21 protein-coding genes are annotated in these 21160 nt (G+C 63.8%); 7 read left to right on the forward strand and 14 right to left on the reverse strand.

Annotation, left to right across the window (positions count from 1 at the left end; translation table 11 throughout):
* The first annotated feature begins 1 nt into the window (after nucleotide 1).
* Both BM315_RS07120 and BM315_RS07125 read left to right on the forward strand, forming a co-directional pair.
* Nucleotides 2–1432: a cbb3-type cytochrome c oxidase subunit I gene (locus BM315_RS07120; protein WP_090499272.1), complete on the forward strand. Its 1431-nt coding sequence runs from the start codon at nucleotides 2–4 to the stop codon at nucleotides 1430–1432.
* Nucleotides 1433–1534: 102 nt separating this feature from the next.
* Entirely contained in the window at nucleotides 1535–3376 is a 1842-nt protein-coding gene (locus tag BM315_RS07125; protein ID WP_090499274.1) for a nitric oxide reductase activation protein NorD, read from the forward strand.
* An 83-nt stretch (nucleotides 3377–3459) separates the two neighbouring features.
* On the opposite strand, the gene BM315_RS07130 is transcribed toward BM315_RS07125, so the two are convergent.
* From BM315_RS07130 to BM315_RS07170, 9 genes are all read right to left on the reverse strand, one after another.
* Nucleotides 3460–3651 (reverse strand): DnrP protein, encoded by a 192-nt coding sequence (locus BM315_RS07130; protein WP_090499276.1) that lies wholly within the window; start codon nucleotides 3649–3651, stop codon nucleotides 3460–3462.
* Nucleotides 3652–3690: 39 nt separating this feature from the next.
* Nucleotides 3691–4374, reverse strand: coding sequence for a Crp/Fnr family transcriptional regulator (locus BM315_RS07135; protein WP_090499278.1), 684 nt, complete (start codon nucleotides 4372–4374; stop codon nucleotides 3691–3693).
* A gap of 241 nt (nucleotides 4375–4615) precedes the next feature.
* Nucleotides 4616–4810: a hypothetical protein gene (locus tag BM315_RS07140; RefSeq protein WP_090499280.1), complete on the reverse strand. Its 195-nt coding sequence runs from the start codon at nucleotides 4808–4810 to the stop codon at nucleotides 4616–4618.
* A 283-nt stretch (nucleotides 4811–5093) separates the two neighbouring features.
* Nucleotides 5094–5501, reverse strand: coding sequence for a putative zinc-binding protein (locus BM315_RS07145; protein ID WP_090499285.1), 408 nt, complete (start codon nucleotides 5499–5501; stop codon nucleotides 5094–5096).
* 256 nt (nucleotides 5502–5757) lie between these two features.
* The gene (locus tag BM315_RS07150; protein WP_090499287.1) at nucleotides 5758–6435 is read right to left on the reverse strand and encodes a Crp/Fnr family transcriptional regulator; all 678 of its coding nucleotides are present in this window, start codon (nucleotides 6433–6435) and stop codon (nucleotides 5758–5760) included.
* A gap of 299 nt (nucleotides 6436–6734) precedes the next feature.
* The gene (locus BM315_RS07155; RefSeq protein ID WP_090499289.1) at nucleotides 6735–8117 is read right to left on the reverse strand and encodes a 4Fe-4S binding protein; all 1383 of its coding nucleotides are present in this window, start codon (nucleotides 8115–8117) and stop codon (nucleotides 6735–6737) included.
* Nucleotides 8105–8971, reverse strand: coding sequence for an FTR1 family iron permease (locus BM315_RS07160; RefSeq protein WP_090499291.1), 867 nt, complete (start codon nucleotides 8969–8971; stop codon nucleotides 8105–8107). Before BM315_RS07160 ends, BM315_RS07155 begins: the two co-directional genes overlap by 13 nt.
* 23 nt (nucleotides 8972–8994) lie before the next feature.
* A complete protein-coding gene (locus BM315_RS07165; RefSeq protein ID WP_090499293.1) occupies nucleotides 8995–9327 on the reverse strand; it encodes a cupredoxin domain-containing protein in 333 nt (110 codons plus the stop codon).
* Nucleotides 9328–9373: 46 nt separating this feature from the next.
* Entirely contained in the window at nucleotides 9374–9904 is a 531-nt protein-coding gene (locus tag BM315_RS07170) for an iron transporter (RefSeq protein WP_090499295.1), read from the reverse strand.
* 292 nt (nucleotides 9905–10196) lie between these two features.
* Here BM315_RS07170 and BM315_RS07175 point away from each other — a divergent pair, with 292 nt between their 5' ends.
* Together BM315_RS07175 and BM315_RS07180 are read left to right on the forward strand one after the other, a co-directional pair.
* Nucleotides 10197–10874 carry a phosphoribosyltransferase gene (locus BM315_RS07175; RefSeq protein WP_090499443.1) on the forward strand — a complete coding sequence of 226 codons (678 nt, stop codon included), beginning with the start codon at nucleotides 10197–10199 and terminating at the stop codon, nucleotides 10872–10874.
* A 28-nt stretch (nucleotides 10875–10902) separates the two neighbouring features.
* Nucleotides 10903–11568 (forward strand): dienelactone hydrolase family protein, encoded by a 666-nt coding sequence (locus BM315_RS07180; protein WP_090499297.1) that lies wholly within the window; start codon nucleotides 10903–10905, stop codon nucleotides 11566–11568.
* A 36-nt stretch (nucleotides 11569–11604) separates the two neighbouring features.
* Here the strand turns inward: BM315_RS07180 and fnr are convergent, their stop codons facing one another.
* Complete coding sequence (fnr, locus tag BM315_RS07185) at nucleotides 11605–12348, reverse strand: fumarate/nitrate reduction transcriptional regulator Fnr (protein ID WP_280140414.1); 744 nt, start codon at nucleotides 12346–12348, stop codon at nucleotides 11605–11607.
* Between the two features lie 289 nt (nucleotides 12349–12637).
* Here fnr and cfa point away from each other — a divergent pair, with 289 nt between their 5' ends.
* Nucleotides 12638–13810: a cyclopropane fatty acyl phospholipid synthase gene (gene cfa, locus BM315_RS07190; protein WP_090499301.1), complete on the forward strand. Its 1173-nt coding sequence runs from the start codon at nucleotides 12638–12640 to the stop codon at nucleotides 13808–13810.
* Nucleotides 13811–13850: 40 nt separating this feature from the next.
* Nucleotides 13851–15467: a chaperonin GroEL gene (gene groL, locus BM315_RS07195; protein WP_090499303.1), complete on the forward strand. Its 1617-nt coding sequence runs from the start codon at nucleotides 13851–13853 to the stop codon at nucleotides 15465–15467.
* Nucleotides 15468–15474: 7 nt separating this feature from the next.
* Here groL and BM315_RS07200 read toward each other — a convergent pair whose 3' ends face one another.
* Entirely contained in the window at nucleotides 15475–16602 is a 1128-nt protein-coding gene (locus tag BM315_RS07200; RefSeq protein ID WP_090499305.1) for a CapA family protein, read from the reverse strand.
* A 147-nt stretch (nucleotides 16603–16749) separates the two neighbouring features.
* Between BM315_RS07200 and BM315_RS07205 the strand changes: the two genes are divergently transcribed.
* Nucleotides 16750–18111 carry a nicotinate phosphoribosyltransferase gene (locus BM315_RS07205; RefSeq protein WP_090499307.1) on the forward strand — a complete coding sequence of 454 codons (1362 nt, stop codon included), beginning with the start codon at nucleotides 16750–16752 and terminating at the stop codon, nucleotides 18109–18111.
* A 253-nt stretch (nucleotides 18112–18364) separates the two neighbouring features.
* On the opposite strand, the gene pncA is transcribed toward BM315_RS07205, so the two are convergent.
* The 3 genes from pncA to BM315_RS07220 are packed head-to-tail and all read right to left on the reverse strand — an operon-like array spanning nucleotide 18365 to nucleotide 21041.
* The gene (gene pncA, locus BM315_RS07210) at nucleotides 18365–18997 is read right to left on the reverse strand and encodes a bifunctional nicotinamidase/pyrazinamidase (protein ID WP_090499309.1); all 633 of its coding nucleotides are present in this window, start codon (nucleotides 18995–18997) and stop codon (nucleotides 18365–18367) included.
* Nucleotides 18994–19974, reverse strand: a complete 981-nt coding sequence (locus BM315_RS07215; RefSeq protein WP_090499311.1) for a ribose-phosphate diphosphokinase — start codon at nucleotides 19972–19974, stop codon at nucleotides 18994–18996. Before BM315_RS07215 ends, pncA begins: the two co-directional genes overlap by 4 nt.
* A 29-nt stretch (nucleotides 19975–20003) precedes the next feature.
* A complete protein-coding gene (locus tag BM315_RS07220) occupies nucleotides 20004–21041 on the reverse strand; it encodes a phosphotransferase (RefSeq protein WP_090499313.1) in 1038 nt (345 codons plus the stop codon).
* Between the last annotated feature and the right edge of the window lie 119 nt (nucleotides 21042–21160).

The raw sequence follows: 21160 nt of genomic DNA on the forward strand, positions 1-21160 counted from the left end.
GATGACCATCATGAACCCGCATCTCAAATTCCAATCGCAAGCCGTGGCTAAACCCTACTTCGTGTTTGCCCTGATGCTGTTCGTCGGGCAGATCCTGTTCGGTCTGATCATGGGCCTGCAATACGTGGTGGGCGACTTCCTGTTCCCGCTGATCCCCTTCAACGTGGCGCGGATGGTGCACACCAACCTGCTGATCGTCTGGCTGTTGTTCGGCTTCATGGGGGCGGCCTATTACCTGATCCCGGAAGAGGCTGACCGCGAGCTGCACAGCCCGAAACTGGCGATTCTGCTGTTCTGGGTATTCGCCGCCGCTGGCGTGCTGACCATTCTCGGCTACCTGTTCGTGCCTTACGCCGGACTGGCCGCGATGACCGGCAACGATTTGCTGCCGACCATGGGCCGGGAGTTCCTCGAACAGCCGACCATCACCAAGATGGGTATCGTGGTGGTCGCCCTGGGCTTCCTCTACAACATCGGCATGACCCTGCTCAAGGGCCGCAAGACCACCATCAGCATGGTCATGATGACCGGTCTGATCGGCTTGGCGGTGTTCTTCCTGTTCTCCTTCTACAACCCGGAAAACCTGGCGCGCGACAAGTACTACTGGTGGTTTGTGGTGCACCTGTGGGTGGAAGGCGTGTGGGAACTGATCATGGGTGCGATGCTGGCCTTCGTCCTGATCAAGATCACCGGTGTGGACCGCGAAGTGGTCGAGAAGTGGCTGTATGTGATCATCGCCATGGCCCTGATCACCGGCCTCCTCGGTATGGGTCACCACTTCTTCTTCATCGGTGCGCCGGAGGTCTGGTTGTGGGTCGGCTCGATCTTCTCGGCCCTAGAACCGATACCCTTCTTCGCCATGGTGCTGTTCGCCTTCACCATGGTCGGCAATCGGCGCCGGCAGCACCCTAACCGCGCCGCTACCCTGTGGGCCAAGGGCACTACCGTGACCGCCTTCTTCGGTGCCGGCGTGTGGGGTTTCCTGCATACCCTGGCCCCGGTGAACTTCTACACCCACGGCTCGCAGCTCACCGCGGCCCATGGTCACCTGGCCTTCTACGGGGCCTACGCGATGATCGTGATGACCCTGATCAGCTACGCCATGCCGCGCTTGCGTGGCCTCGGCGAGGCGCCGGATGAGCGGGCGCAGACCGTCGAGATCTGGGGTTTCTGGTTGATGACCCTGTCGATGGTGGCGATCACCCTGTTCCTCACTGCCGCAGGTGTGGTGCAGGTCCAGTTGCAGCGTTTGCCGATGGATGGCACTGCCATGTCGTTCATGAACACCGTCGACCAACTGGCCGTGTTCTTCTGGCTGCGCCTGGCCGCCGGGGTGGTCTTCCTGATTGGCCTGATCTGCTACCTGTACAGCTTCAAGCAGCGTGCCCGGGCCACGGCCCGCGACGAAGCCGCTGCAGCCGTTTCGGCTTGAGCGGTACGCGGTAAATAGATTTCGGCCCGGCTGGTACAGCGGGCCGTTTTTGTTTTCGGCTCCGGGCCTTAGGCGCGGAGCACAGCGAGCGAGGTGAAGCAGATGGCCTTTACCATAGAAGTGGAAGAGTGGGTGGGCAGCGTCTGGCACCGCTTTATCACCCGTCGCGCCAACCCGGACTTTCCTGAGGCACGGGTCGAGCTGAGCAGCATGCAGCGACCATTGGCGTTGCTGTTTCGCGCCATGGGCGGAGCCAGTGGCGTTGGTGTGGAAGCCGCCAGCGCGCGCGACCTGGTGTTGCGGCGCAATCTGTTGCAGCAGATGGCTGGCACCTGCAAGCAGATGCCGGTGGCCTGGTGCGATGCCAGCAACCTGCGCCTGCCGCCGAGCCTGGCGGTATACCCCGAGGTTGCGCTGAATCAGGATCTCTATCGCTGGCTGGCGCTGCTCGCCGCGCAGGCGGGAGACATGCGCCACTGGGCGCGCGATAACCAGCGCTGGACCCAACAGCTGCTGCAACGCTACCCGGCCTTGCGCCCACGCTACCGGCGCTTGGTCGAGGCTCATCTGCAATTGCGCCCGGACCCCGCGCAGCTGGGCAAGGACGAGGCGGCGCTGGAGATTGCGCTGTGTCAGGCGCTGCGCGAACCGGGCAGTGTCGAGCATTTCCCGCGCAGCGAGCTGGCCCCCTGGCCATTGCCGTTGTGGCTGTATCCGGCGGAAAATCTCGGCGTGCCCCAGGCCTGCGAGTTGAACGAGGAGAGCGAAGGCAACCTGCTGGCCCCGCCGGGCGGACAGAAGGTCGGGCCAAAACGGGCCAAACGGATCGAGGAAAGCACCAGCAAGGGCGGCCTGCTGGTCTTCCGCCTGGAGAACCTGTTCAGCTGGTCCGAGCATGTCGAGCTGGATCGTTGCGCCGACGACAGCGAAGACCTGGACGCCGCGCGGGTCGCCGAGGACCTCGACGAACTGGCCCTGTCCAAGCAGCGCATGCGCAAGGGCGGCGGGCTGAAGTTGCACCTCGACCTGCCGCCGGCGGATGTCGACGATATTCCCCTGGGCGAGGGCATCAAGCTGCCGGAGTGGGACTATCGCAAGCAGAGCCTGCGTGAAGACTTCGTCAACCTGCAGATGATGGTGCCGCGTGGCAGCGAGCCGCAGCCGTTGCCCTTGCGTCTGGCGCCATTGGCGAATCGTTTGCGCCGGCAGTTCGAGCACTTGCGCAACGACCGCCAGTGGCTGCGCCAGCAACCCCAGGGTTCTGAGCTGGATATGCAGGCCTGGCTGGATTTCCATGTCGAGCGTCAGCACGGTCAGTGCGTCGAGCGCGGCCTGTTCATGGAGCAACGCGCCAATCGCCGCGACCTGGCCTGCCTGTTGCTGGCCGATTTGTCGATGTCCACCGACGCGCACCTGGACGACGAACGCCGGGTAATAGATGTGATTGGTGACAGCCTGCTGCTGTTCGGTGAGACGCTATCGACCTTGGGCGACAATTTCGCCCTCTATGGTTTCTCTTCGCTGCGCCGCCAGCAGGTGCGCATGCAGGAACTCAAGTCGTTCAAACAGCGCTACGACGATGTCACCCGCGGGCGCATTCAAGCGCTCAAGCCCGGCTATTACACGCGTATGGGGGCGGCCATCCGGCAGGCCACCGCGCTGCTCGGTGCCTGCAAGCAACGGCGCAAGTTGCTGCTGCTGGTGACCGATGGCAAGCCCAACGACCTGGATCTTTACGAGGGCCGTTATGGCGTGGAGGACACCCGCGAAGCGGTGCTGGAGGCGCGGCGTCAGGGGCTGTTGCCGTTCTGCATCACCATCGACAGCACGGCCGGCGAGTATCTGCCGTACATGTTCGGTGCCAACGGCTACACCCAGATCCGCCAGCCGCAGCAGTTGCCGCTACGCCTGCCGCAGCTGTATCGGCAGTTGACCCAGCCATAACCAAGCGCGGCCAATGCCCTTCCTGCATGCACTTGCAGGGGGGGCTTGGCCGCGATTATCGACGCGTGGGTTGGCGCGTAAGTTCAGGCGATGCTGCGTGGCAGCCACAGGATCATTGCGGCGCAGAACACGGTCAGGCCGATGCAGAACCACAGAAAGCGCCGTTGTCGCCGTTCGCCCGCGCTGTCGGCCAGCATTGGCAGGGGCATGCCGCAATTGCGGCATTCGGGCTCACCGGGTGGATTGTCTTGTTGGCAATACAGGCATTTAGGCATGGCGAGCGCTCACTGTGCGCGTAGGCGCGAGGGCATATTTCACTCGAACTGTTCCAGGCGCGGGCGATCGAGAACAGTGATCAGGCGACCGTCCTGGGTGATGATTTCTTCATCGATCAGCCGGCGAATGATCCGCGAGAAGGTTTCCGGCTGGATCGACAGGTGCCCGGCGATCAATTGCTTAGCCATCGGCAGTTCAAAGCTGTTGCCTCCGTCCGGCAGACGGGCGAGCTGAGTGATCAGGTAGCGCACTACGCGGTGGGTGGCGTTTTTCAGCGACAGCGTTTCAATTTCATTGACTCGCTGGTGCAGGCGCACGCAGAGCTTGCCGAGTAGGGCGAAAGTCAGCCGGCTATTGCTTTGCAGCAGGCGCATATAGGTGCTGTTGGAAATGCGGTAGAGCTGCGTGGGGCACACTGCCTCGGCGGCAGCGACATAATTGGGCGTGTCCATCAGCATCATGGCTTCGGCAAAGGTCTGCCGATTGCCGATAACCTCGAAAACCTTCTCCTGCCCATCCGGGGTGAGGCGGTAGATCTTCACTGCACCGGAGATCACGAAATAGAACGAATGAGCCGGTTCGCCCTGGCGGAACAACGGCTCGCCCTTGTCGATGCTCAGCAGTTGGCTGGTACTCATCAGTTCGTCCATCTGCTCTTCGTTCAGTGGTTCGAACAAATGGTGGCTGCGGAGAATTTGGTGATGAACGCGATGAAGCACCATAGAAGTCATCCTGATTGTCTGGCGTGAAGATCGGCCCTGAACGAGGCTTGCAGCCTGATCCTGTCGCCGTGAGGGGCTGGCGGCTCGGTCTTGCGTGTTGAACGGCAACTTTATCAGACAGTCCGCGTGCTGTGGCGGCCCGTGGTAGTCGAACAGGACATGCGGGTTTTGATCTTTGCTGCAATGGCGGCTGTGGGCCTGCACATTGCTGATCTGTAGCAGGGTTGCTGGCAGTGCCTGCTCAACTGCTGGTATGGGCAGCGACTGCCCATTTCGGCTCTTGCTGCGGTAATTGCAGGCGCTCGCTGGTGTCGTGCCGGTGATCGGTGCCGGTCAGTGCCGTGTCGGTTGCAAAGCTCAAGGCGACGCCGCTGGCCAAGGCCAGCACCGAAAGCAAAACCAGGTACCAGGCTAGGGGTTGCAAGACTTGCTTCATGGAGACTCCCTGTACGGCGGTCACGCCGCAGCTTTATCGCAGTTAGGTTAGTATCCTTTTAGCAAACCCTATGCCAGCTCTAATTCATTGATTTTAAATGGTTAACTTGATCGTGTGGTGAATAGTACCCGACACGCTCGGGGTCGTAGATACCATGTCCGGTTGTTTTTACCATGATGACCGCGGCTGCCATTAGCGGACGATAAGACCGCGTTGCGCATGGCGTGGGGTTGGCCGACCGAGCCGGGACAAGGCTGGCCTGAATCCGCAGTCGAGGCTGTGATTAACGCCGTATCGACGATGCAGGCAGTTTTTCAACGACCGACTGGAGATCGCTGGCGATGATTCGCGCCATGTCTTCGAACAGTGCATCGGCTTCTTCCGCGCTGCAATCTTCCCGGTAGCGTTTGCGCAGGCCGTAGCTGCTGAGGGTGATATGGGTGTCGGCGTTGATGCCGTGTTGGGCCAGACAGGCTTTGACGCAGTGCAGGGGGCAGCCGTCGATGGCAAGAATCGGCCGCCCGGCGCTGGCTTTGTTCACCAGCGCCTGGACATGTCCCCCGACTCCGGCAATGCAGGACATTTCCGCCAGGCCGGCACGATCCAGGCGAACGGCAAGCGTATTCGCCAGTTGCGCCACGTTGGAGCAGCCAGAGCATGAGTAGACCAGGGGGAGGATTGTCTTGGACATTGCGCGCACCCTTCAAACATAAAGAGACCGTCCAGTTTGACGGCCGTGCGGTGGTTGGCGTTGACGACGGTCAATTCTGAGCTTGGCAGGCCGTTGAAAAACTACTGCGCCTGGCCCGGCCTCGCATGCGAGCCCGGGCCAGGCACCCCAGCAAAGTACTCAGCGACAACGCGTAAACTGCGCTTCGCTCATCCGTTGCTCCGCTGCGCCAGGTTTCGGCCAACCTGGCCTTGCCTGACCGCCGCGCTACATTCTGTCAGTCGTCGTAACTGCTCAAACCGGGAAGGTCGATGATTTCGATGCGTCGGCGCTGCACGGCAATCACGCCCGAGTCGATCAGGCGATGGAGAATGCGTGAAAAGGTTTCCGGCTGGATGCCCAGCTTGGAGGCGATCAGTCGTTTCGGCACATCGAGCGTGACTACCCCGTTGCCTTCTTCCTGGGCCTGTGCCAGGAAGCGCTTGACCCTGTGGCTGGCGTTCGCCAGGGTCAAGGTGTCGATTTCGTTCAGCCGCTGGTGCAGGCGGATGCTCAGGGTGGCAAGAATATCCAGGCAGATGCTCGGATGCTCCTCCAGCAGGCGTCGATACTGCGCACCGTGCATGCTGGCTACCTGGCAGGTCTTCAACGCAGTGGCGCTGACCGGGTACTGTGGTACGCCGGTGAACAGCAGTGCCTCGGCAAAGGATTCGCCGGCACGAATGATTTCCACCAATTTTTCCTGACCATCGCAGACCACCCGGTGCAGCTTTACCTGGCCGCTGAAGATGAAATAGAAACGATCGGCCTTGTCACCCTGGTGGAACAGCGAGGAACCCGCAGGCAAGCGTCTGAGGTTGGCCGAGGAGCACAGCTCCTGCAGCGCCGTATCCGGTAGCCGGCTGAACAGGTGATGACGGCGCAACTGCGCGACAAGTGATGGTTCGGTCAGCATGATCTCGCCCTCGAGGCGCTCGGGATTGCTTGGGCTTGAATGCTAGAGGGTCGACAGCCGGACTTTCCTTGATTCCGAACAAGTCCGGACGCAATGTCTGTCGCGCGCCCCACACTGCCGGCTCGATCCCGTGTTGGTGTGCAAACCTCCAGTCGCGGCCGCAGCTTCTGCGCGGGAGGGCGACCCGGCTCAGTTGCAGAATGTGAAGACGCGTAGTGTGGGGGGGCGATTCCAGATCGTGGGTACCATGATCATGCATCGCCCGGCGCTAGCACCCGCGCATTGCCAGTTCGGGGCAATCAGCTCCAGCCCCAGAATTGCAGCCACCAACCGTAGCCGACCCAGGCCGCCCCCAGGAGCAGGCAGGCGAATGCCGCGAGTCGTTGCCCGCCGCGGGCGGCATGGCGACCGAGCACCTGCCAGCCCAGCCACAGGCTCCAGGCAATCGCGCCGATCAGCAGGTTGGCGCGGGCCGTTTGCGCCCAGGCCAGGGCCAGGCCCTCGTAGCGCAGCAGCTTGACGGTGGTGGCGCTGAGACCGAGAAACAGCCCGCACGCGCCCAGAGGGATCAGGCTCAGCGTCAGGTGCTCGAAGGCATTGCCCGTGCGCCCCACCAGCCAAGCGGCTACTCGCAGCAGCAGCCACAGGCCGCCACCAACCAGCAGGGTGCTGGCGAGCAGGTAGGTGAGGATCATCAGGCCGTCGAGCCAGCTGAAGGTATCGTTTACCTGAGGGTAGTGGGTCAGCAGCCACCAGGGTGCATCGGCCTGCAGTGGCCAGTAGATGTCGCGTTCCACCAGCCAGCCAGCCAGCGCCTGTTTCGCGGTTATGAACCAGGGGCTGACCGTCCACTGGAAGGCTCCCATGGCCAGGCCGATGACGCCGAACAGCAACAGGCTGCTGTTCCAGTGGTTGCCGGGCTGCGGGGCAACGATCAACACTTCCTCATTGGCCGAGCGCAGACTCAGGCGCACCGCGCCACGCTGGCCGCTGCAGCGCCCGCAGGCATGGCAGTCGGCGCCACCGCGCATGCGGCGGATATCAAGCAGTGGCGCGCAGTTTGGCGGCGGCTGGTGGGGCGGCGGATTTTCCAGCCAGCGCTGCTCGTCGACCTTATAGTGCAACGGCGCGAGGCGGGCGAGCAGGGCGAACACGCCGCTGACCGGGCACAGGTAGCGACACCAGACGCGTTTGCCGCGACCATAGAGAAAACCCACCAGCATCGCCGCCACGGTGGAGCCGCCAAGGATCAGCAGCGCCGCCTGGGCATAATCATAGACACTGATCAACTGGCCGTAGACGGTGGTCAAGATGAACGCCAGGGTCGGCCAGCCACCCCAGCGAATCCAGCGCGGCGTGCCACGGCCCAGGCCGCGCCAGCTGATCCACTCGCTGAGGGAGCCTTCGGGGCAGAGCACGCCGCACCAGAGTCGGCCGAACAGCAGAACCGAGAGCAGCACGAAGGGCCACCAGATCCCCCAGAAGATGAACTGGGCGAGCAGGGTCAGGTTGTCGAGGATGCGCGCCTGATTGTCCGGCAGCGGCAACAGGGTTGGCGCGACCAGCAGCAGGACATAAAAGGCCACGACTGCCCATTGCATGCCGCGGATGAGCCGGCCATGGCGGCGCAAGGCATCGCCAAAGCCGCCGATGGTGCGGTTCAACCGGCTCACGCCGGACATGCTGAGCCATTCGGCAAGCCTGTCGCCGATAGCCGTCGCAGCCAGAAACCTACCAGTCCCCAGTAGCCGGCGAGGGCCGTCACTGTAGCGACCGAGGGCTGAGCCCGGTAACCGGCGAAGCTGGCCAGCACCGCGCCCACGCCGCTGGCGTCATCGAGTCGGGCGGAGGTATCCCAGAGAGCATCGCCGAACCAGCCATAAACGTATTCAGGCAGATCCATTGCCATCAACTGGCCGCTGACACGGTCTATGCCTGCGACCAGCAGCGCCGCGCCGAGCAGCAACAGAAGCGCCTCGCTGAGAGCGAAGAAGCGTCTCCAGGAAATCGCTCTGCTGCCGCGCTGCAGCAGGACAAAGGTCAGCAGGGCAAGGCCCAGACCGAGGAATCCGCCCAGGGCGAAACGCCAGAGTTCCAAGCCTTGCTTGTGCATGCCCAGGCCGTAGAGAAACACCACTGTCTCGCTGCCTTCGCGGCCCACCGCGAGCATGGCCAGCAGCAGCAGGCCGAGACCGTTGCGCCGGTTCAGCTGGTTGTCGACGGCTTCTCGCAGATCCCTACCGAGCGTGCGTCCATGCTGGCGCATCCAGCCGACCATGTGCAGGATCAACAGGCTGGCCAGCAGTACCAGGGTCGCCTGGAACCACTCGCCAGCCGTGCCGGCCAGCCACTCGCCGGCGAACAGCACGGTCAGCGCCAGCAGGCCGGACAGCAGCAGGCCGAGCGCTACCCCGATCCAGAGATAGAGTCTGGCCCTTGCGGGGCGGGCTTGCTGGCTTATCCAGGCGTGCAGGATGCCGATCACCAGCAAGGCCTCGACACTTTCCCGCCAGACGACGAACAGTGACTGATACATTCAATACTCCCGATGCATCTGGCTCATTTGGCGATGATGCCGCCCTCGGGCAGCTCGAGATGGAACTCGTCGAAGAAGGGGTAGTGGCCGGGCCTTAACGGATGGATCACCACGAACGACTTGACTCCGGGCGACATGACCTTCTCCACGCGCAATGGCATGCTTTCGAACTCGGCTGGGCCCTGGCCCTGGTTGTGCAGGACGATCTTGAAGCGCTGGCCGGCCGGGACTTCGAGGAATTGCGGGGTAAAATGACCATCGCGGATCACCAGTTCGTAACTGGGCAGGCTCGCCGCGAAGGTCGACAGGGGCAGGGCGAGAGCCGCCCACAGCAGTGCTTGCAAGAAATGCGGCATAACGGCCTCTGGTGGGGCGCGGCGTGGGGCGCCGTGTCCGGGTGGATTAATAGCCGCCTTTTTTGCCAATGCCGGCGTAAGTGAACTCGTAGTGCAGCTCGCAGCGCTCGAACCAGGGGGCCACGCCGGTTTCCTTGTCGGTATGGCGACCGAACATCGAGTGGCCGCCCGGCGGCAGGATGCTGTAAGTCAGGCTGTACTTGCCCGGACCGAACAGCTTCAGGTTGTCGCCATAGTGCGGGCCGTCGTTGGCGACCATGGCGTGGAAATCGCCCTTGAGTTCGTCGTCGCTACCGATCTTGCGCAGCACGAAAGAAATGTTCAGATAGGGTACGAAACTGCCTTCCTGGAAACCATGCGGATTGTTTTCCAGGGCGCTGATGTCAGCTTCCAGGTGCACGTCGGAGTCGGCGGAGGGGCGCATCATGCCCGGCGGGTCCATCTCGATCGGCTGCAGGTATACGGCACCTACCTCCATGCCTGCGCATTGCTGGGGTTCGCCAATCGGGTATTCCTTGGCCTGGACGAATGTAGCGGCCAGCAGCAGGGCAAGCGATAAAGGGAATTGTGCACGCATCGATGTAATCCTCTGAGCGTTGGTTTAATTGCGACCAAGCTTAGGGCTTTTTCCACAAACAATAATGATATGCATCAAGACTCTGTTTGCGTGGCGAATTAATTGAGCCAGATCGGCGCTGTGCGCACCTCCTGTAAAGAAGTGTGGGCGTCTGTCAAACCGGCCAGCCGGCTCAATACCTGCAAGGTTGAGAATGTCAGGGCCTGCTACTGCCGAACTACTATTCGAAATCAAAGACACTGCAGAAAGTCTGGAGCATGCTTTATGTAGGCTTGCAAGCGGGAGCATGACCATGACTCGACACGATGTGCTAGAGATCCCCATCCGGGACAGAAGCCGCGCAGGTCAGGCGCTGGCGCAGTTATTGACAGCCTACCGCCAGCGCCCCGACGTGATAGTGCTGGCCCTGCCGCGTGGTGGTGTGCCGGTGGCTTACGAGATTGCCAGCGCCCTGCAGGTTCGCCTCGACCTGATGCTGGTGCGCAAGCTCGGCGTACCCGGCCACGCCGAGCTGGCCATGGGTGCCATTGCCAGTGGTGGCGTGCGGGTACTGAACCGCGATGTGCTGGCGTCGCTGCATATCGATGGCGCCACCGTCGACGCCGTGGCGGCGCGGGAAAGCCTGGAGCTGCAGCGCCGTGACCACGCTTACCGCGGCGAGCGTCCGCCGCCCGTGCTGGACGGCCAGCAGGTGATCCTGGTCGACGACGGCCTGGCCACCGGCGCCACCATGCAGGCCGCGATCGAGGCGGTACGCCAACACTCGCCGGCGCGGATCGTGGTCGCCGTACCGGTGGCGCCTGCCGACAGCGTGGCACTGCTGCGGCGGCAGGTCGATGAAGTCATCTGCCCGTTCATGCCCGAGATGTTCATCGCCATCGGCCGCTGGTACGTGGATTTTTCCCAGACCTCGGATCAGCAGGTACAGGCGCTGTTGCATCAGGCCTGGCAGCGCGAGCAACAGCCGTGAGCGATTACGGCGATGAGGAGGTGAGTCCATGCGCAGCATAGTGTCGCGAACCCTGCAGCTGCCCGTGAGCGATGCCGAGTTGGCCGCCGATCTGCTGCTGCCGGCTGATGCCAGTGGCCTGGTGGTGTTTGCCCACGGCAGCGGCAGCAGCCGTCTCAGTCCGCGCAACCTGCAGGTCGCGCAGTATTTCAACGAGCTGGGCCTGGCCACCCTGTTGTTCGACTTGCTGACCACGGCAGAAGAACGGGTGGACCGGCTCAGCGCCGAATATCGTTTCGATATCCCGCGCCTCAGCCAGCGGCTGGTCGGGGTAATCGACTGGCTTGTCGGCAACGCCGAACTCGGCGCTCTGCCCATCGGCCTGTTCGGGGCCAGCACGGGCGCGGCGGCGGCGCTGATCGCCGCGGCGCAACGACCGCAGGCGGTCCATGCCGTGGTCAGCCGTGGTGGACGCAGCGATCTGGCCGGCGAAGCGCTGAACGGGGTGAGGGCGCCAACCCTGCTCATCGTCGGTGGTGCCGACCCGCAGGTGTTGCGCCTGAATCGCGAAAGCAGTCAGCAACTGCGGTGCGAGCACCAATTGGCCGTGGTTGCCGGGGCGACTCATCTGTTCGAGGAGCCGGACGCACTGGAGCAAGTGGCCCGGCTGGCCGGTGACTGGTTCCGTCGCCACCTGTGCGATGGCGGCGGATGAGCCACGTCTCTCGAACGCAAGCATTCAGAAGGTTCGTTAGCGAACCTCGATTCTGTCAAGCCGGTTCAGCGCCGCGGGATGCTTGAGGCGCAGTTCGCGGCCCTTGATTTCCAGCAGCCCCTGCTGGCGCAAGCGGCTGAACAGCCGGCTGACCGTCTCGGTGGTCAGGCCCAGGTAGTTGCCGATGTCGCCGCGACTCATCGACAGGATGAAACTGGTCGACGACAGGTTGCGCCTGCTATAGCGCGCCGAGAGGTTGAGCAGGAATGCTGCCAGGCGCTGTTCGGCGCTTTCCCGGTTGTGGCTGTAATGCTGCTGCTCTTCATGCAGCTCACGACTCAGGGTAACCAGCAGGCGTTTTCTCAGGCTGGGGATGCAGCCCGCCAATTCTTCCAGCTCGGCAAGCGGAATGGTGCACACCAGGGATGTTTCCAGGGCCACGGCATAGCTGGGAAAACAGCTGCTGCCAAAGGCATCCAGGCCGACCAGCTCACCCGGCAGAATGAAACCGGTGACCTGCTCGTTGCCGTCCTGGTCCAGCAGGTAGGTTTTCAATGCGCCCGAACGCAGCGCGTAGACCTGCTGCATGGGCTCGCCGGCACGAAACAGATGATCGCCTTTGTGCAGCGGACGATTGCGTTTGACGATGTTTTCCAGCCGATCGATTTCACTTTGCTGCAAGCAGCCTGGCAGGCACAGCCGGCTCAGGGTGCAATCATGACAGTTCATCCGAATCTTGCTTGGCGAGGGAAAAGTACCGTGATGAACGCTGGCGGACATGGCGCTAATCCTTTATTTATCTAAAAAGTGTTATAGATCAATAATTAGCTGATTCTAATTTGCCAATGCGGTTTTTTTGTCAGCTGTTTGACTATCTTATGTTAGGAGAGGGGGACGCTTTCTGTTGAAATCAGACCAAAGGTCGCAAGCAGGAACGAAGGTGGTACTGATGCAGTTATTTGCTGTTGCGGCTCACTCCGCGCCATGGCGGTTCTGAGCACGGTTGCCGCAGCGCTGGTTTCAGCGAGGTAGAGGATCGATTGCCGGGCGAACGTCGTGAGGGCGAGTCATGGACCGGAGCAAATTGCCGCTGCACCCGGATGACATCGAGCTGTCGGCCGGCGACGGTTTTCGGGCCAGGGACAAGGTCGAAAGTTTGCTGGAGCGCGCCGGAATCGTCCTCAACGGCAACCAGCCGTGGGACATACAGGTGCTCGACCCGCGTGCCTACTCACGCATTCTGTCCCAGGGCAGCCTGGGTCTCGGCGAGGCCTATATGGATGGCTGGTGGGAGTGCGAACAACTCGACGAGTTCATCCATCGGGCATTACGCGCCGATCTCGAAGCGCAAATCCGCGTCGGCTGGTATGACGCCTGGCAACTATTGCGCGGCCTGCTGGCCAATCTGCAGTCCAAGGCGCGCGCCTTCATGGTCGGCGAGCAGCACTACGACCTGGGCAACCAGCTCTACCAGTGCATGCTCGACTCACGCATGACCTATACCTGCGGCTATTGGCGCAATGCCGCCGATCTCGAGCAGGCGCAGGCCAGCAAGCTCGATCTGGTCTGCCGCAAGATCGGCTTGCAACCTGGCGACCGGGTGCTGGATATCGGTTGTGGCTGGGGCAGTTTCGCCGAGTTCGCCGCACGCAACTACTCGGCCGAGGTGGTCGGCATCACCATTTCCCGGGAGCAGGCCGAGTTGGCCCGGGTGCGCTGCAGCGGGTTGCCCGTGGAGATCCGCCTGCAGGATTACCGCGACCTGCACGAGAGCTTCGACCATATCGTCTCGCTTGGCATGTTCGAGCACGTCGGTTGGAAGAACTACCGCACCTACATGCAGGTCGTGCAGCGCTGCCTGCGCGACAAGGGCCTGTTCCTGCTGCACAGCATCGGTGCCAACCAGAGCGGCCTGCACACCGATACCTGGATCGACCGGCATATCTTCCCCAATGGCGGCTTGCCGTCGATCGCGCAGATCGGCAAGGCCATCGAACCCGATTGGGTGATGGAGGACTGGCATAATTTTGGCGCCGACTACGATCTCACCCTGATGGCCTGGTATGCCAATTTCGAGCAGCACTGGGGCGAACTGGCGGCGCACTACGACCAGCGCTTCTACCGCATGTGGCGCTACTACCTGCTGACCTGCGCCGGCGCCTTCCGCGCGCGCGATATCCAGCTGTGGCAGATCGTGCTGTCCAAGGGCGGTGTTGCAGACGGTTATCGCTCGCTGCGCTGAGCGGGCGTAACGCGACAGTGCAAATACTGAGGGTTATTGCATGGCACATACCAAAGTTCTGTTCCGCGGCAGTGCCCGAGAGACGGTGCTGCGTGGGGCGACCCAATTGGCGGATGCGATCCGGGTAACCCTGGGGCCGAAATCCAAGTCGGTGTTGATCCAGAAAAAGTGGGGCACGCCGCAGGTCTGCAACGATGGCGTGACCATTGCCAAACAGATGAATCTGGAGGATCCCGAAGAGAACCTCGGCGTGCAGATGCTGCGCCAGGCCGCCGAGCGCACCGGCGATGCGGTGGGCGACGGCACCAGCACCTCGACAGTGCTGGCCCATGCGATCTTCGCCGACGGTGTGCGCAATGTGGTCGCCGGAGCCAGCGCCATCGATATCAAACGCGGTCTGGATCGCGGCTTGCAAGTGGTGATCGACTCGTTGCGCAGCCAGTCCAGAACCGTGCGCACGCGCAAGGAGAAGGCTCAGGTGGCGACCATCTCGGCGCACAACGACGGCGCCATCGGCGAACTGGTCGCCGATGCCCTGGAGAAGGTCGGCAGCGAAGGGGTGATCAGCGTCGAAGAATCGAAAACCACCGAGACCGTGGTGGAGGTGGTCGAGGGCATGCGCTTCGACCGCGGTTATGTCTCGCCGTACTTCATCACCGATACCGACAAGATGCAGGTGGAGCTGGAAGAGCCCTACCTGCTGCTCTGCGACCAGAAGATCGGCCTGCTCAAGGACCTGATTCCGCTACTCGAGCAGATCGCCAAGAGCGGCCGGCCGCTGGCATTCATCGCCGAGGATATCGAGGGCGAGGCGCTGGCGACCCTGATCGTCAACCAGATCCGCGGCATCCTCCGCGCCGTGGCGGTCAAGGCGCCGGGTTTCGGTGACCGGCGCAAGGAGATGCTCCAGGACATCGCCATCCTCACCGGCGGCCTGGTGATTTCCAGCGAACTGGGCATTCGCCTCGAACAGGTCGAATTGAGTCAGCTCGGCCGCGCCCGGCGAGTGGTGGTCGACAAGGAGAGCACCACCCTGATCGGCGGGGCCGGCGAACGCGAGGCGATCGAGCGGCGCCTGCAGCAGATCCGCAAGCAGATCGAGATGGCCAGCAGCGATTACGACAAGGAGAAACTCCAGGAGCGCCTGGCCAAGCTCTCCGGTGGGGTGGCGGTGATCCGCGTGGGGGCGCCCACCGAGGCGGAAATGAAAACCCGCAAGGATGCCCTCGATGACGCCATTTCGGCGACCAAGGCGGCGATTGCCGAGGGCATAGTGCCCGGTGGCGGCCTGGCGTTATTGCGTGCGGTGCCGCTGCTCGCCGTCGAGGAAGCGAAAAGCGAGGGTGACGAGCGCACCGGGCTGCAGATCCTGCGCCGTGCCCTGGAGGCGCCGGCGCGCATCATCGCCGAGAACTCGGCGGTGGATGCCGGGGTGGTGGTGGCGCGCATGCTCGCGGAAAAGGCCAATGTCGGCTTCGACGCCGCGACCAACAGCTACGTCGACATGTACCAGGCCGGCATCATCGATCCGACCAAGGTGGTGCGGGTAGCCCTGGAAAACGCCGTGTCGGTGGCCAGTGTGCTGTTGTTGACCGAGGCGACCATGACCGAAATTCCTGAGAAGGAAAGCCCGGCGGAACCGCCATTTCCGGCCTGAACCGGCGCTATCCGTGTGATCCTGGCCAGACCAGCGCAAAGCTGCTCTCGCTGGTGGGGCGCACCGTGCAGGCGAATTGCGCCGACTCGCGTTGCAGGGTGTCCTGCAACCATTGGCGGTCCGCACCCTTGGCCCGGTGGATACTCAACTGACGCTGACAGGTGGGCAACATTTCCAGCGCCAGCAGGCGGCCGTCGCTGGCCAGATCGGCAAAATACAGCAGGCCCAGATGGCTGCGGTAGGCCGCATGGCCATCGATGCCTTCATAGTCATTCAGCAGATCGCCGCAGCCATAGAGAATCAGACGCTGACGGTAGACTTCCAGGCCCTTGATATGGTGCGAGGAGTGGCCGTGTACCAGGTCTACGCCGGCCTCGTCGATCAAGCCATGGGCGAAGCGCTGCTGCTCCGGCGCCACGGCGAAACCCCAGTTGCCGCCCCAGTGCAGGGAGACCAGTACCCGGTCGCCGGGCTGCTTGAACGTCCGAATATGCTGGGCGATGCGCTGCACGCTACGCGGCGAGAGGTCGTCGAGGCGTGCGACCCCGGGGCGCTGCGCGCTGGCCGCCCAATCCGGCGGCACCCCGCAGTCGCCGGTGGCGTAGGCGAATACCAGCAGACGCCCGTCGTCGGCCAGCGGGACTATCGCAGGCGTCAGGGCGGCGTTGCGATCCAGGCCGGCGCCGACATGCCGCAGGCCATGGCCATCGAGGCTGGCCAGGGTCTCGGCCAGGCCGGCTTCGCCCCAGTCCAGCACATGATTGTTGGCCAGCACGCAGCAGTCGATCCCGGCCACTTCGAGTACTGGCAGATTGGCTGGATTCATCCGGTAGTTGATGCCTTTGGGCAGCGGCCAGCCGTTGCGGGTCACTGCGGTTTCCAGGTTGACCAGGCGCACGTCAGGCCGGCGTTGCCTGAGCGCCTCCAGCGCCATGCCCCAGACATAGGCGAAATCCACCGGCCGGGCGATCGCACCGTTGCGCCGTTCGGCCAGGCGCACATAGTCGCCGGCATCCTTGACATAAGCCTCATACAGGCGCGGATCGCCGGGGTGCGGCAGGATCTGGTCGATGCCGCGGGCACACATCAGATCACCCGTGAGAAACAGCCGCGCCGCTACGGGATTGCCAGGCATACGGGCCTCCGGTTCCGAGAACTCTTGTCAGCGTGAGCTGAGCGTTTTGCCCGGACCTTGATCTGGATCAGGCTGCAGCCATCTGGGCGGGTGGCACAGTGCGAGCATCTGCCCAGGCGCACTGCTATTAGCAAGGGAGATCGAGCCATGTCGCGCGAACTACCACGCCTCGCCAACCCTGGGGCACTGCTCACCGACCTCTATCAGTTGACCATGCTGCAGGCCTATTTCGAGCGCGACATGCTCGAGACCGCGGTGTTCGAATTCTTCGCCCGCAAACTGCCGGCCGGTCGTAACTTCTACCTGGCCGCCGGCCTGGAACAGGCGCTGGATTACCTCGAGCAACTACGCTTCAGCCAGGCCGAACTGGATTGGCTGGGCGGGCAGGGGTTGTTCAAGCCGGCCTTTCTCGACTACCTGGCCCTGTTGCGCTTCAGTGGCGATGTGCATGCCATGGCCGAAGGCACGCCGTTCTTCGCCAATCAGCCGATCCTGCGTATCACCGCACCGCTGCCCCAGGCGCAGCTGGTGGAGACGCGCCTGATCAACCTGCTGCATTTCCAGAGCCTGATCGCGAGCAAGGCCGCGCGCGTGGTGTTGGCGGCGCCGGGCAAGCGCCTGGTGGATTTCGGCCTGCGCCGCTGCCACGGCGCCGAGGCGGGGGTCTATGCGGCCAGGGCCAGTTACCTGGCCGGTTTCGATGCCAGCGCCACGGTACTGGCGGGCGCGCAATTCGGCATCCCGCTGGCCGGGACCATGGCCCACTCGTTTATCCAGGCGCACAGCGACGAAGTCGCGGCCTTCGAGCATTTCGCCCACAGCCTGCCGGACACCGTGGTGCTGCTGATCGATACCTACGACACCGAGGCCGCGGCGCAGAAGGTGGTCGAGCTGGCGCCACGCCTGGCCGCTGCCGGCATTCGCATCCAGGGCGTGCGCCTCGACAGCGGCGACCTCGGCGCGCATGCGCGCAAGGTGCGCGTGATCCTCGACCGTGGCGGCCTGAGCGCCGTCACCATCTTCGCCAGCGGCAATATCGACGAGTACCTGATCCAGCGCCTGCGGCAGGAGGGGGCGCCGATCGATGGCTTCGGTGTCGGCACTCACCTGGGCACCTCGAGCGATGTGCCGGCGCTGGACTGTGCCTACAAACTGCAGGAATACGCCGGTACCCCGCGGCGCAAGCGCTCCGAGGGCAAGGCCACCTGGCCCGGGCGCAAACAGCTGTACCGCCGTTACGACGCCGAGGGTCGCTGCTGCGGCGACACCCTGACCCTGGCCGACGATTGCGCCGAAGGCTTGCCGCTGATCCAGCCGGTGATGCGTCAGGGCCGGCGCCTGCAGCCATCGCCGCCGTTGGCCCAGGTGCGGGCCTACACCCGCCAGCAACTCGAGCGCCTGCCGCTGGCGCTGCGCAGCCTGGAGCCGGCGCCGGACTATCCGCTGGAGATCGCCCCGGCCCTGCGCGCGCTGGCCGATAGCGCCGATCGCCTGAGCGGGATGCCTTGACCTGATTTTATGGGCCATGACGTTTTTTGTAGGAGATCCCCCGTCGTCCAGGCGCCTTGCTGTCGCGCAGCAAACTGGGGGCAATTGCGTCTATCGGCTTGTGGGTACCTGTAGGAGCGGGCCATGCCCGCGATGTGTTTCGCGGGCATGGAACTGGGCGTCCCCCCAGCTCCTACAGGTCTTTGTGCAGATTAAATTTCTATATATAAAACAATTAGTTATTTCTTGTTTAATGAGGCCGGCCGGGAGGCGTTCACGCCGCGTCCGCGCGAATCTCCACCCCGGCCGCACGCATCGCCCTCAGCGCCTTGTCCAGCGAACCCTGGGTGTCGAGGCCGCGACAGGCGTCCAGCAGCACCACGACCTCGAACCCTTCACGGCGACCGTCCAGCGCCGAGTAGTGCACGCAATAATCGGTCGCCAAACCCGCGAGGAACAACCGGCGCAGCCCGCGTTCGCGCAGGTAGCCGGCCAGGCCGGTGGGGGTGCGGCGGTCGTTCTCGTAGAACGCCGAGTAGGAGTCGACCTCGGGCCGATAGCCCTTGCGCAGGATCAGCTCGGCATGGGCGATGGCCAGTTCGGGGTGCAACTCGGCGCCGCGGCTGCCCTGCACGCAATGGTCCGGCCAGAGGGTCTGGGCGCCGTAGGGCAACTGGATGGTGTCGAACGGGCGATGGCCGGGATGCTGGCTGGCGAAGCTGCTGTGACCCGGTGGGTGCCAGTCCTGGGTCAGCAGCACATGGGCGAAGGCGCTTGCCAGGCGGTTGACCTTGGCCACCACCTCGTCGCCCCCCGGGACGGCCAGGGCACCGCCGGCACAGAAGTCATTCTGCACATCGACCACCAGCAGCAGATCCTGGACGCCGGGATTGAGTCGGCTTGTCATCGCGCTTCCTCCCTGGTTTTCAGGCCATATTGCTCGGCCAGGATGGCCGCCAGTGCCGCGCTGCTGTCGATGATCTGCAGCCGCCGGGCCGCCAGCTCGGGGGGCAGGCGAAACGGCGGAACGCTGTCGCAGATGACGATGGACTCCAGCAAGGGACTGTCGAGCAGCGCGCTGCCGCCGGTGAACAGGCCGTGCACCGCGGCGGCGAAGATCCGCCTGGCACCGGCGACCTGACAGGCCTGGGCGGCGCGCAGCAGGGTGCCCCCGGTACTGATCAGGTCATCGACGATGACCGTGGTCTTGCCCTGAACCTCGCCGACCAGCAGGGCGCCGGTGACCACATCGTTGCTGCGGAATTTCTCCATGTAGGCGCTGCCCACCGGCCGCCCAATGCGCCGTTGCAGGGCCTGGCGGAATTGCTCGGCGCGCTTGGCTCCGCCGGCATCGGGGGACACCGCCACCACCTCCTCGTCGGCGCGCAGGCGCTCGGCGAAGTGCTCGGCGAACAGTTCGGCGCCCTGCAGGTGCCGGGTGGGGATGCGGAAGGCGTTGTCGAAGGCGGCGTCGTTATGCACCTCCAGGGTCAGCAGGCGGTCGACGCCACAGGCTTCGAACAGGCTGGCGACATAGCGGCTGATGATCGGGTCCTGGGGCTGGGTGCGGCGCTCCTTGCGCGCATAACAGAGGTAGGGCGCGACCACCTGCACCTGGCGGGCGCCAGCGTCCTTCAACGCGCCGCAGAAGAACAGCAGCCGGCAGAGCTTGTCGTTGACGCTGTGCTCGGCATCGCCGTAGAGCGAGTGGAACACCAGCACCCGACGACCGTCGACCGCTTGCAGGGGCCGGCTCTTGTGCTCGCCATCCTCGAACGGGCGTTCTTCATGGGCCGCCAGCGGGCAACCGAGGCGCCGCGCCACGCGGGCGGCATAGTCCTGGCTGCCGTGCAGGGCGAACAGCAGGGGAGACTCTCTAGCCATGGCCGTGTGCTCCTCAAGGTCTTCTAATTTCAGCATTGTCCCTGTGGGCGGCGCGTCAAGCGTTGACCGTCGCCGCGCAGATAGGCCTTGGCCTGCTGCAGCAGCGCCTGCGCCTGCGCGGCTTTTGCCGCCCGCGTCTGCGCCTCGGGCAGGCGTACGGCGCTGCAGGCCAGGGTGAAACAGCGGGTGGCCGCGCGCAGCGAGAGAAACAGCGGCAACGGCCGGCAGTCCTCGACCAGGGCACTGTGCGCCAGGTAGCTGTGCAACAGCCTGTCGGCATGTCCGCCAAGGCCATGCTGGCGCAGATCCATAAGCACGAACGCGAGGTCGTAGAGCACGTCGATGCAGGCGATCTGCTCGCTGAATTCGATGCCGTCGAACAGGGTCGGTCGTCCCTCGTACAGGCAGATATTGGCCAGGCGCAGATCGCCGTGGCAGCGCCGCACCCGGCCCTCGCGCCGACGTTGCTCCAGCAGTCCGGCGAGTTCGTCGAGGGCGGCCCGTGAGGCATGGTGCAGGGCGTGCACGGCGACCGGGTCGAGCAGCGTCAGGTAGTGGCACAGCTCGCGGTGATTGTCCTCGATGGCCTGGCGGATGCCGGCCGCGCCGCCGAAGGCCTGGGTCAGTTCGGCGCTGGCATGGAAACGGGCGATCTCCGCGCCCAGACGATCCATCAGGTCCAGGGTCAGGCGCCCGTCCAGCGCCATGCGCTCGAACAGCGCATCCTGGGCAAAGCGCTGCATCACCACCACCCAGTCGAGCACCTGGCCGCCGCCATTGAAGCTCAGGCTGCCGTCGGCGGCGCGGTTGACCGAACGCACTTCCAGGTAGAGTTCCGGTGCGGTGCGCCGGTTGAGGCGCAGTTCGGCCTGGCAGGCCCGTTCACGGCTGTCCAGGCTGAGAAAGTCGAGGGCGGCGTAGGCGATGGCGCGCTTGAGTTTGTAGGCGCGCTGGCCGTGCAGAAAGATCAACGAGCCATGGGTCTCGATCAGCTCCACCAGGTTACCGGGCGCACCGTAGCTCTCGGCACGGGAGAGAAAAGCGATGACTTCCTGCTGCACGTTCATCGGCACCTCGAGGTGATCGACCCAGCGCCGCGGCGCAATGCAACAAGCCACAAGCGCTATGTCAATCGGGCAAACGCCCCTGAATCAGGTCAACAGCATGCGCGCCCTGGCTGGCGGTC

Origin of the sequence: Pseudomonas borbori (assembly GCF_900115555.1) — a bacterium.
Taxonomy (GTDB): Bacteria; Pseudomonadota; Gammaproteobacteria; order Pseudomonadales; family Pseudomonadaceae; genus Aquipseudomonas; species Aquipseudomonas borbori.

Bases quoted from the DNA above. Each gene is read 5' to 3' on its own strand.
- BM315_RS07130 (WP_090499276.1), bottom strand. From the start codon at position 3,651: ATGCCTAAATGCCTGTATTGCCAACAAGACAATCCACCCGGTGAGCCC.
- fnr (WP_280140414.1), bottom strand. From the start codon at position 12,348: ATGTCCGCCAGCGTTCATCACGGTACTTTTCCCTCGCCAAGCAAGATT.
- BM315_RS07170 (WP_090499295.1), bottom strand. From the start codon at position 9,904: ATGCGTGCACAATTCCCTTTATCGCTTGCCCTGCTGCTGGCCGCTACA.
- BM315_RS07120 (WP_090499272.1), top strand. From the start codon at position 2: ATGACCATCATGAACCCGCATCTCAAATTCCAATCGCAAGCCGTGGCT.
- cfa (WP_090499301.1), top strand. From the start codon at position 12,638: ATGGACCGGAGCAAATTGCCGCTGCACCCGGATGACATCGAGCTGTCG.
- BM315_RS07135 (WP_090499278.1), bottom strand. From the start codon at position 4,374: ATGGTGCTTCATCGCGTTCATCACCAAATTCTCCGCAGCCACCATTTG.
- BM315_RS07205 (WP_090499307.1), top strand. From the start codon at position 16,750: ATGTCGCGCGAACTACCACGCCTCGCCAACCCTGGGGCACTGCTCACC.
- BM315_RS07220 (WP_090499313.1), bottom strand. From the start codon at position 21,041: ATGAACGTGCAGCAGGAAGTCATCGCTTTTCTCTCCCGTGCCGAGAGC.
- BM315_RS07180 (WP_090499297.1), top strand. From the start codon at position 10,903: ATGCGCAGCATAGTGTCGCGAACCCTGCAGCTGCCCGTGAGCGATGCC.
- BM315_RS07125 (WP_090499274.1), top strand. From the start codon at position 1,535: ATGGCCTTTACCATAGAAGTGGAAGAGTGGGTGGGCAGCGTCTGGCAC.
- groL (WP_090499303.1), top strand. From the start codon at position 13,851: ATGGCACATACCAAAGTTCTGTTCCGCGGCAGTGCCCGAGAGACGGTG.
- BM315_RS07160 (WP_090499291.1), bottom strand. From the start codon at position 8,971: ATGTATCAGTCACTGTTCGTCGTCTGGCGGGAAAGTGTCGAGGCCTTG.
- BM315_RS07155 (WP_090499289.1), bottom strand. From the start codon at position 8,117: ATGTCCGGCGTGAGCCGGTTGAACCGCACCATCGGCGGCTTTGGCGAT.
- BM315_RS07145 (WP_090499285.1), bottom strand. From the start codon at position 5,501: ATGTCCAAGACAATCCTCCCCCTGGTCTACTCATGCTCTGGCTGCTCC.
- pncA (WP_090499309.1), bottom strand. From the start codon at position 18,997: ATGACAAGCCGACTCAATCCCGGCGTCCAGGATCTGCTGCTGGTGGTC.
- BM315_RS07140 (WP_090499280.1), bottom strand. From the start codon at position 4,810: ATGAAGCAAGTCTTGCAACCCCTAGCCTGGTACCTGGTTTTGCTTTCG.
- BM315_RS07215 (WP_090499311.1), bottom strand. From the start codon at position 19,974: ATGGCTAGAGAGTCTCCCCTGCTGTTCGCCCTGCACGGCAGCCAGGAC.
- BM315_RS07150 (WP_090499287.1), bottom strand. From the start codon at position 6,435: ATGCTGACCGAACCATCACTTGTCGCGCAGTTGCGCCGTCATCACCTG.
- BM315_RS07165 (WP_090499293.1), bottom strand. From the start codon at position 9,327: ATGCCGCATTTCTTGCAAGCACTGCTGTGGGCGGCTCTCGCCCTGCCC.
- BM315_RS07175 (WP_090499443.1), top strand. From the start codon at position 10,197: ATGACTCGACACGATGTGCTAGAGATCCCCATCCGGGACAGAAGCCGC.
- BM315_RS07200 (WP_090499305.1), bottom strand. From the start codon at position 16,602: ATGCCTGGCAATCCCGTAGCGGCGCGGCTGTTTCTCACGGGTGATCTG.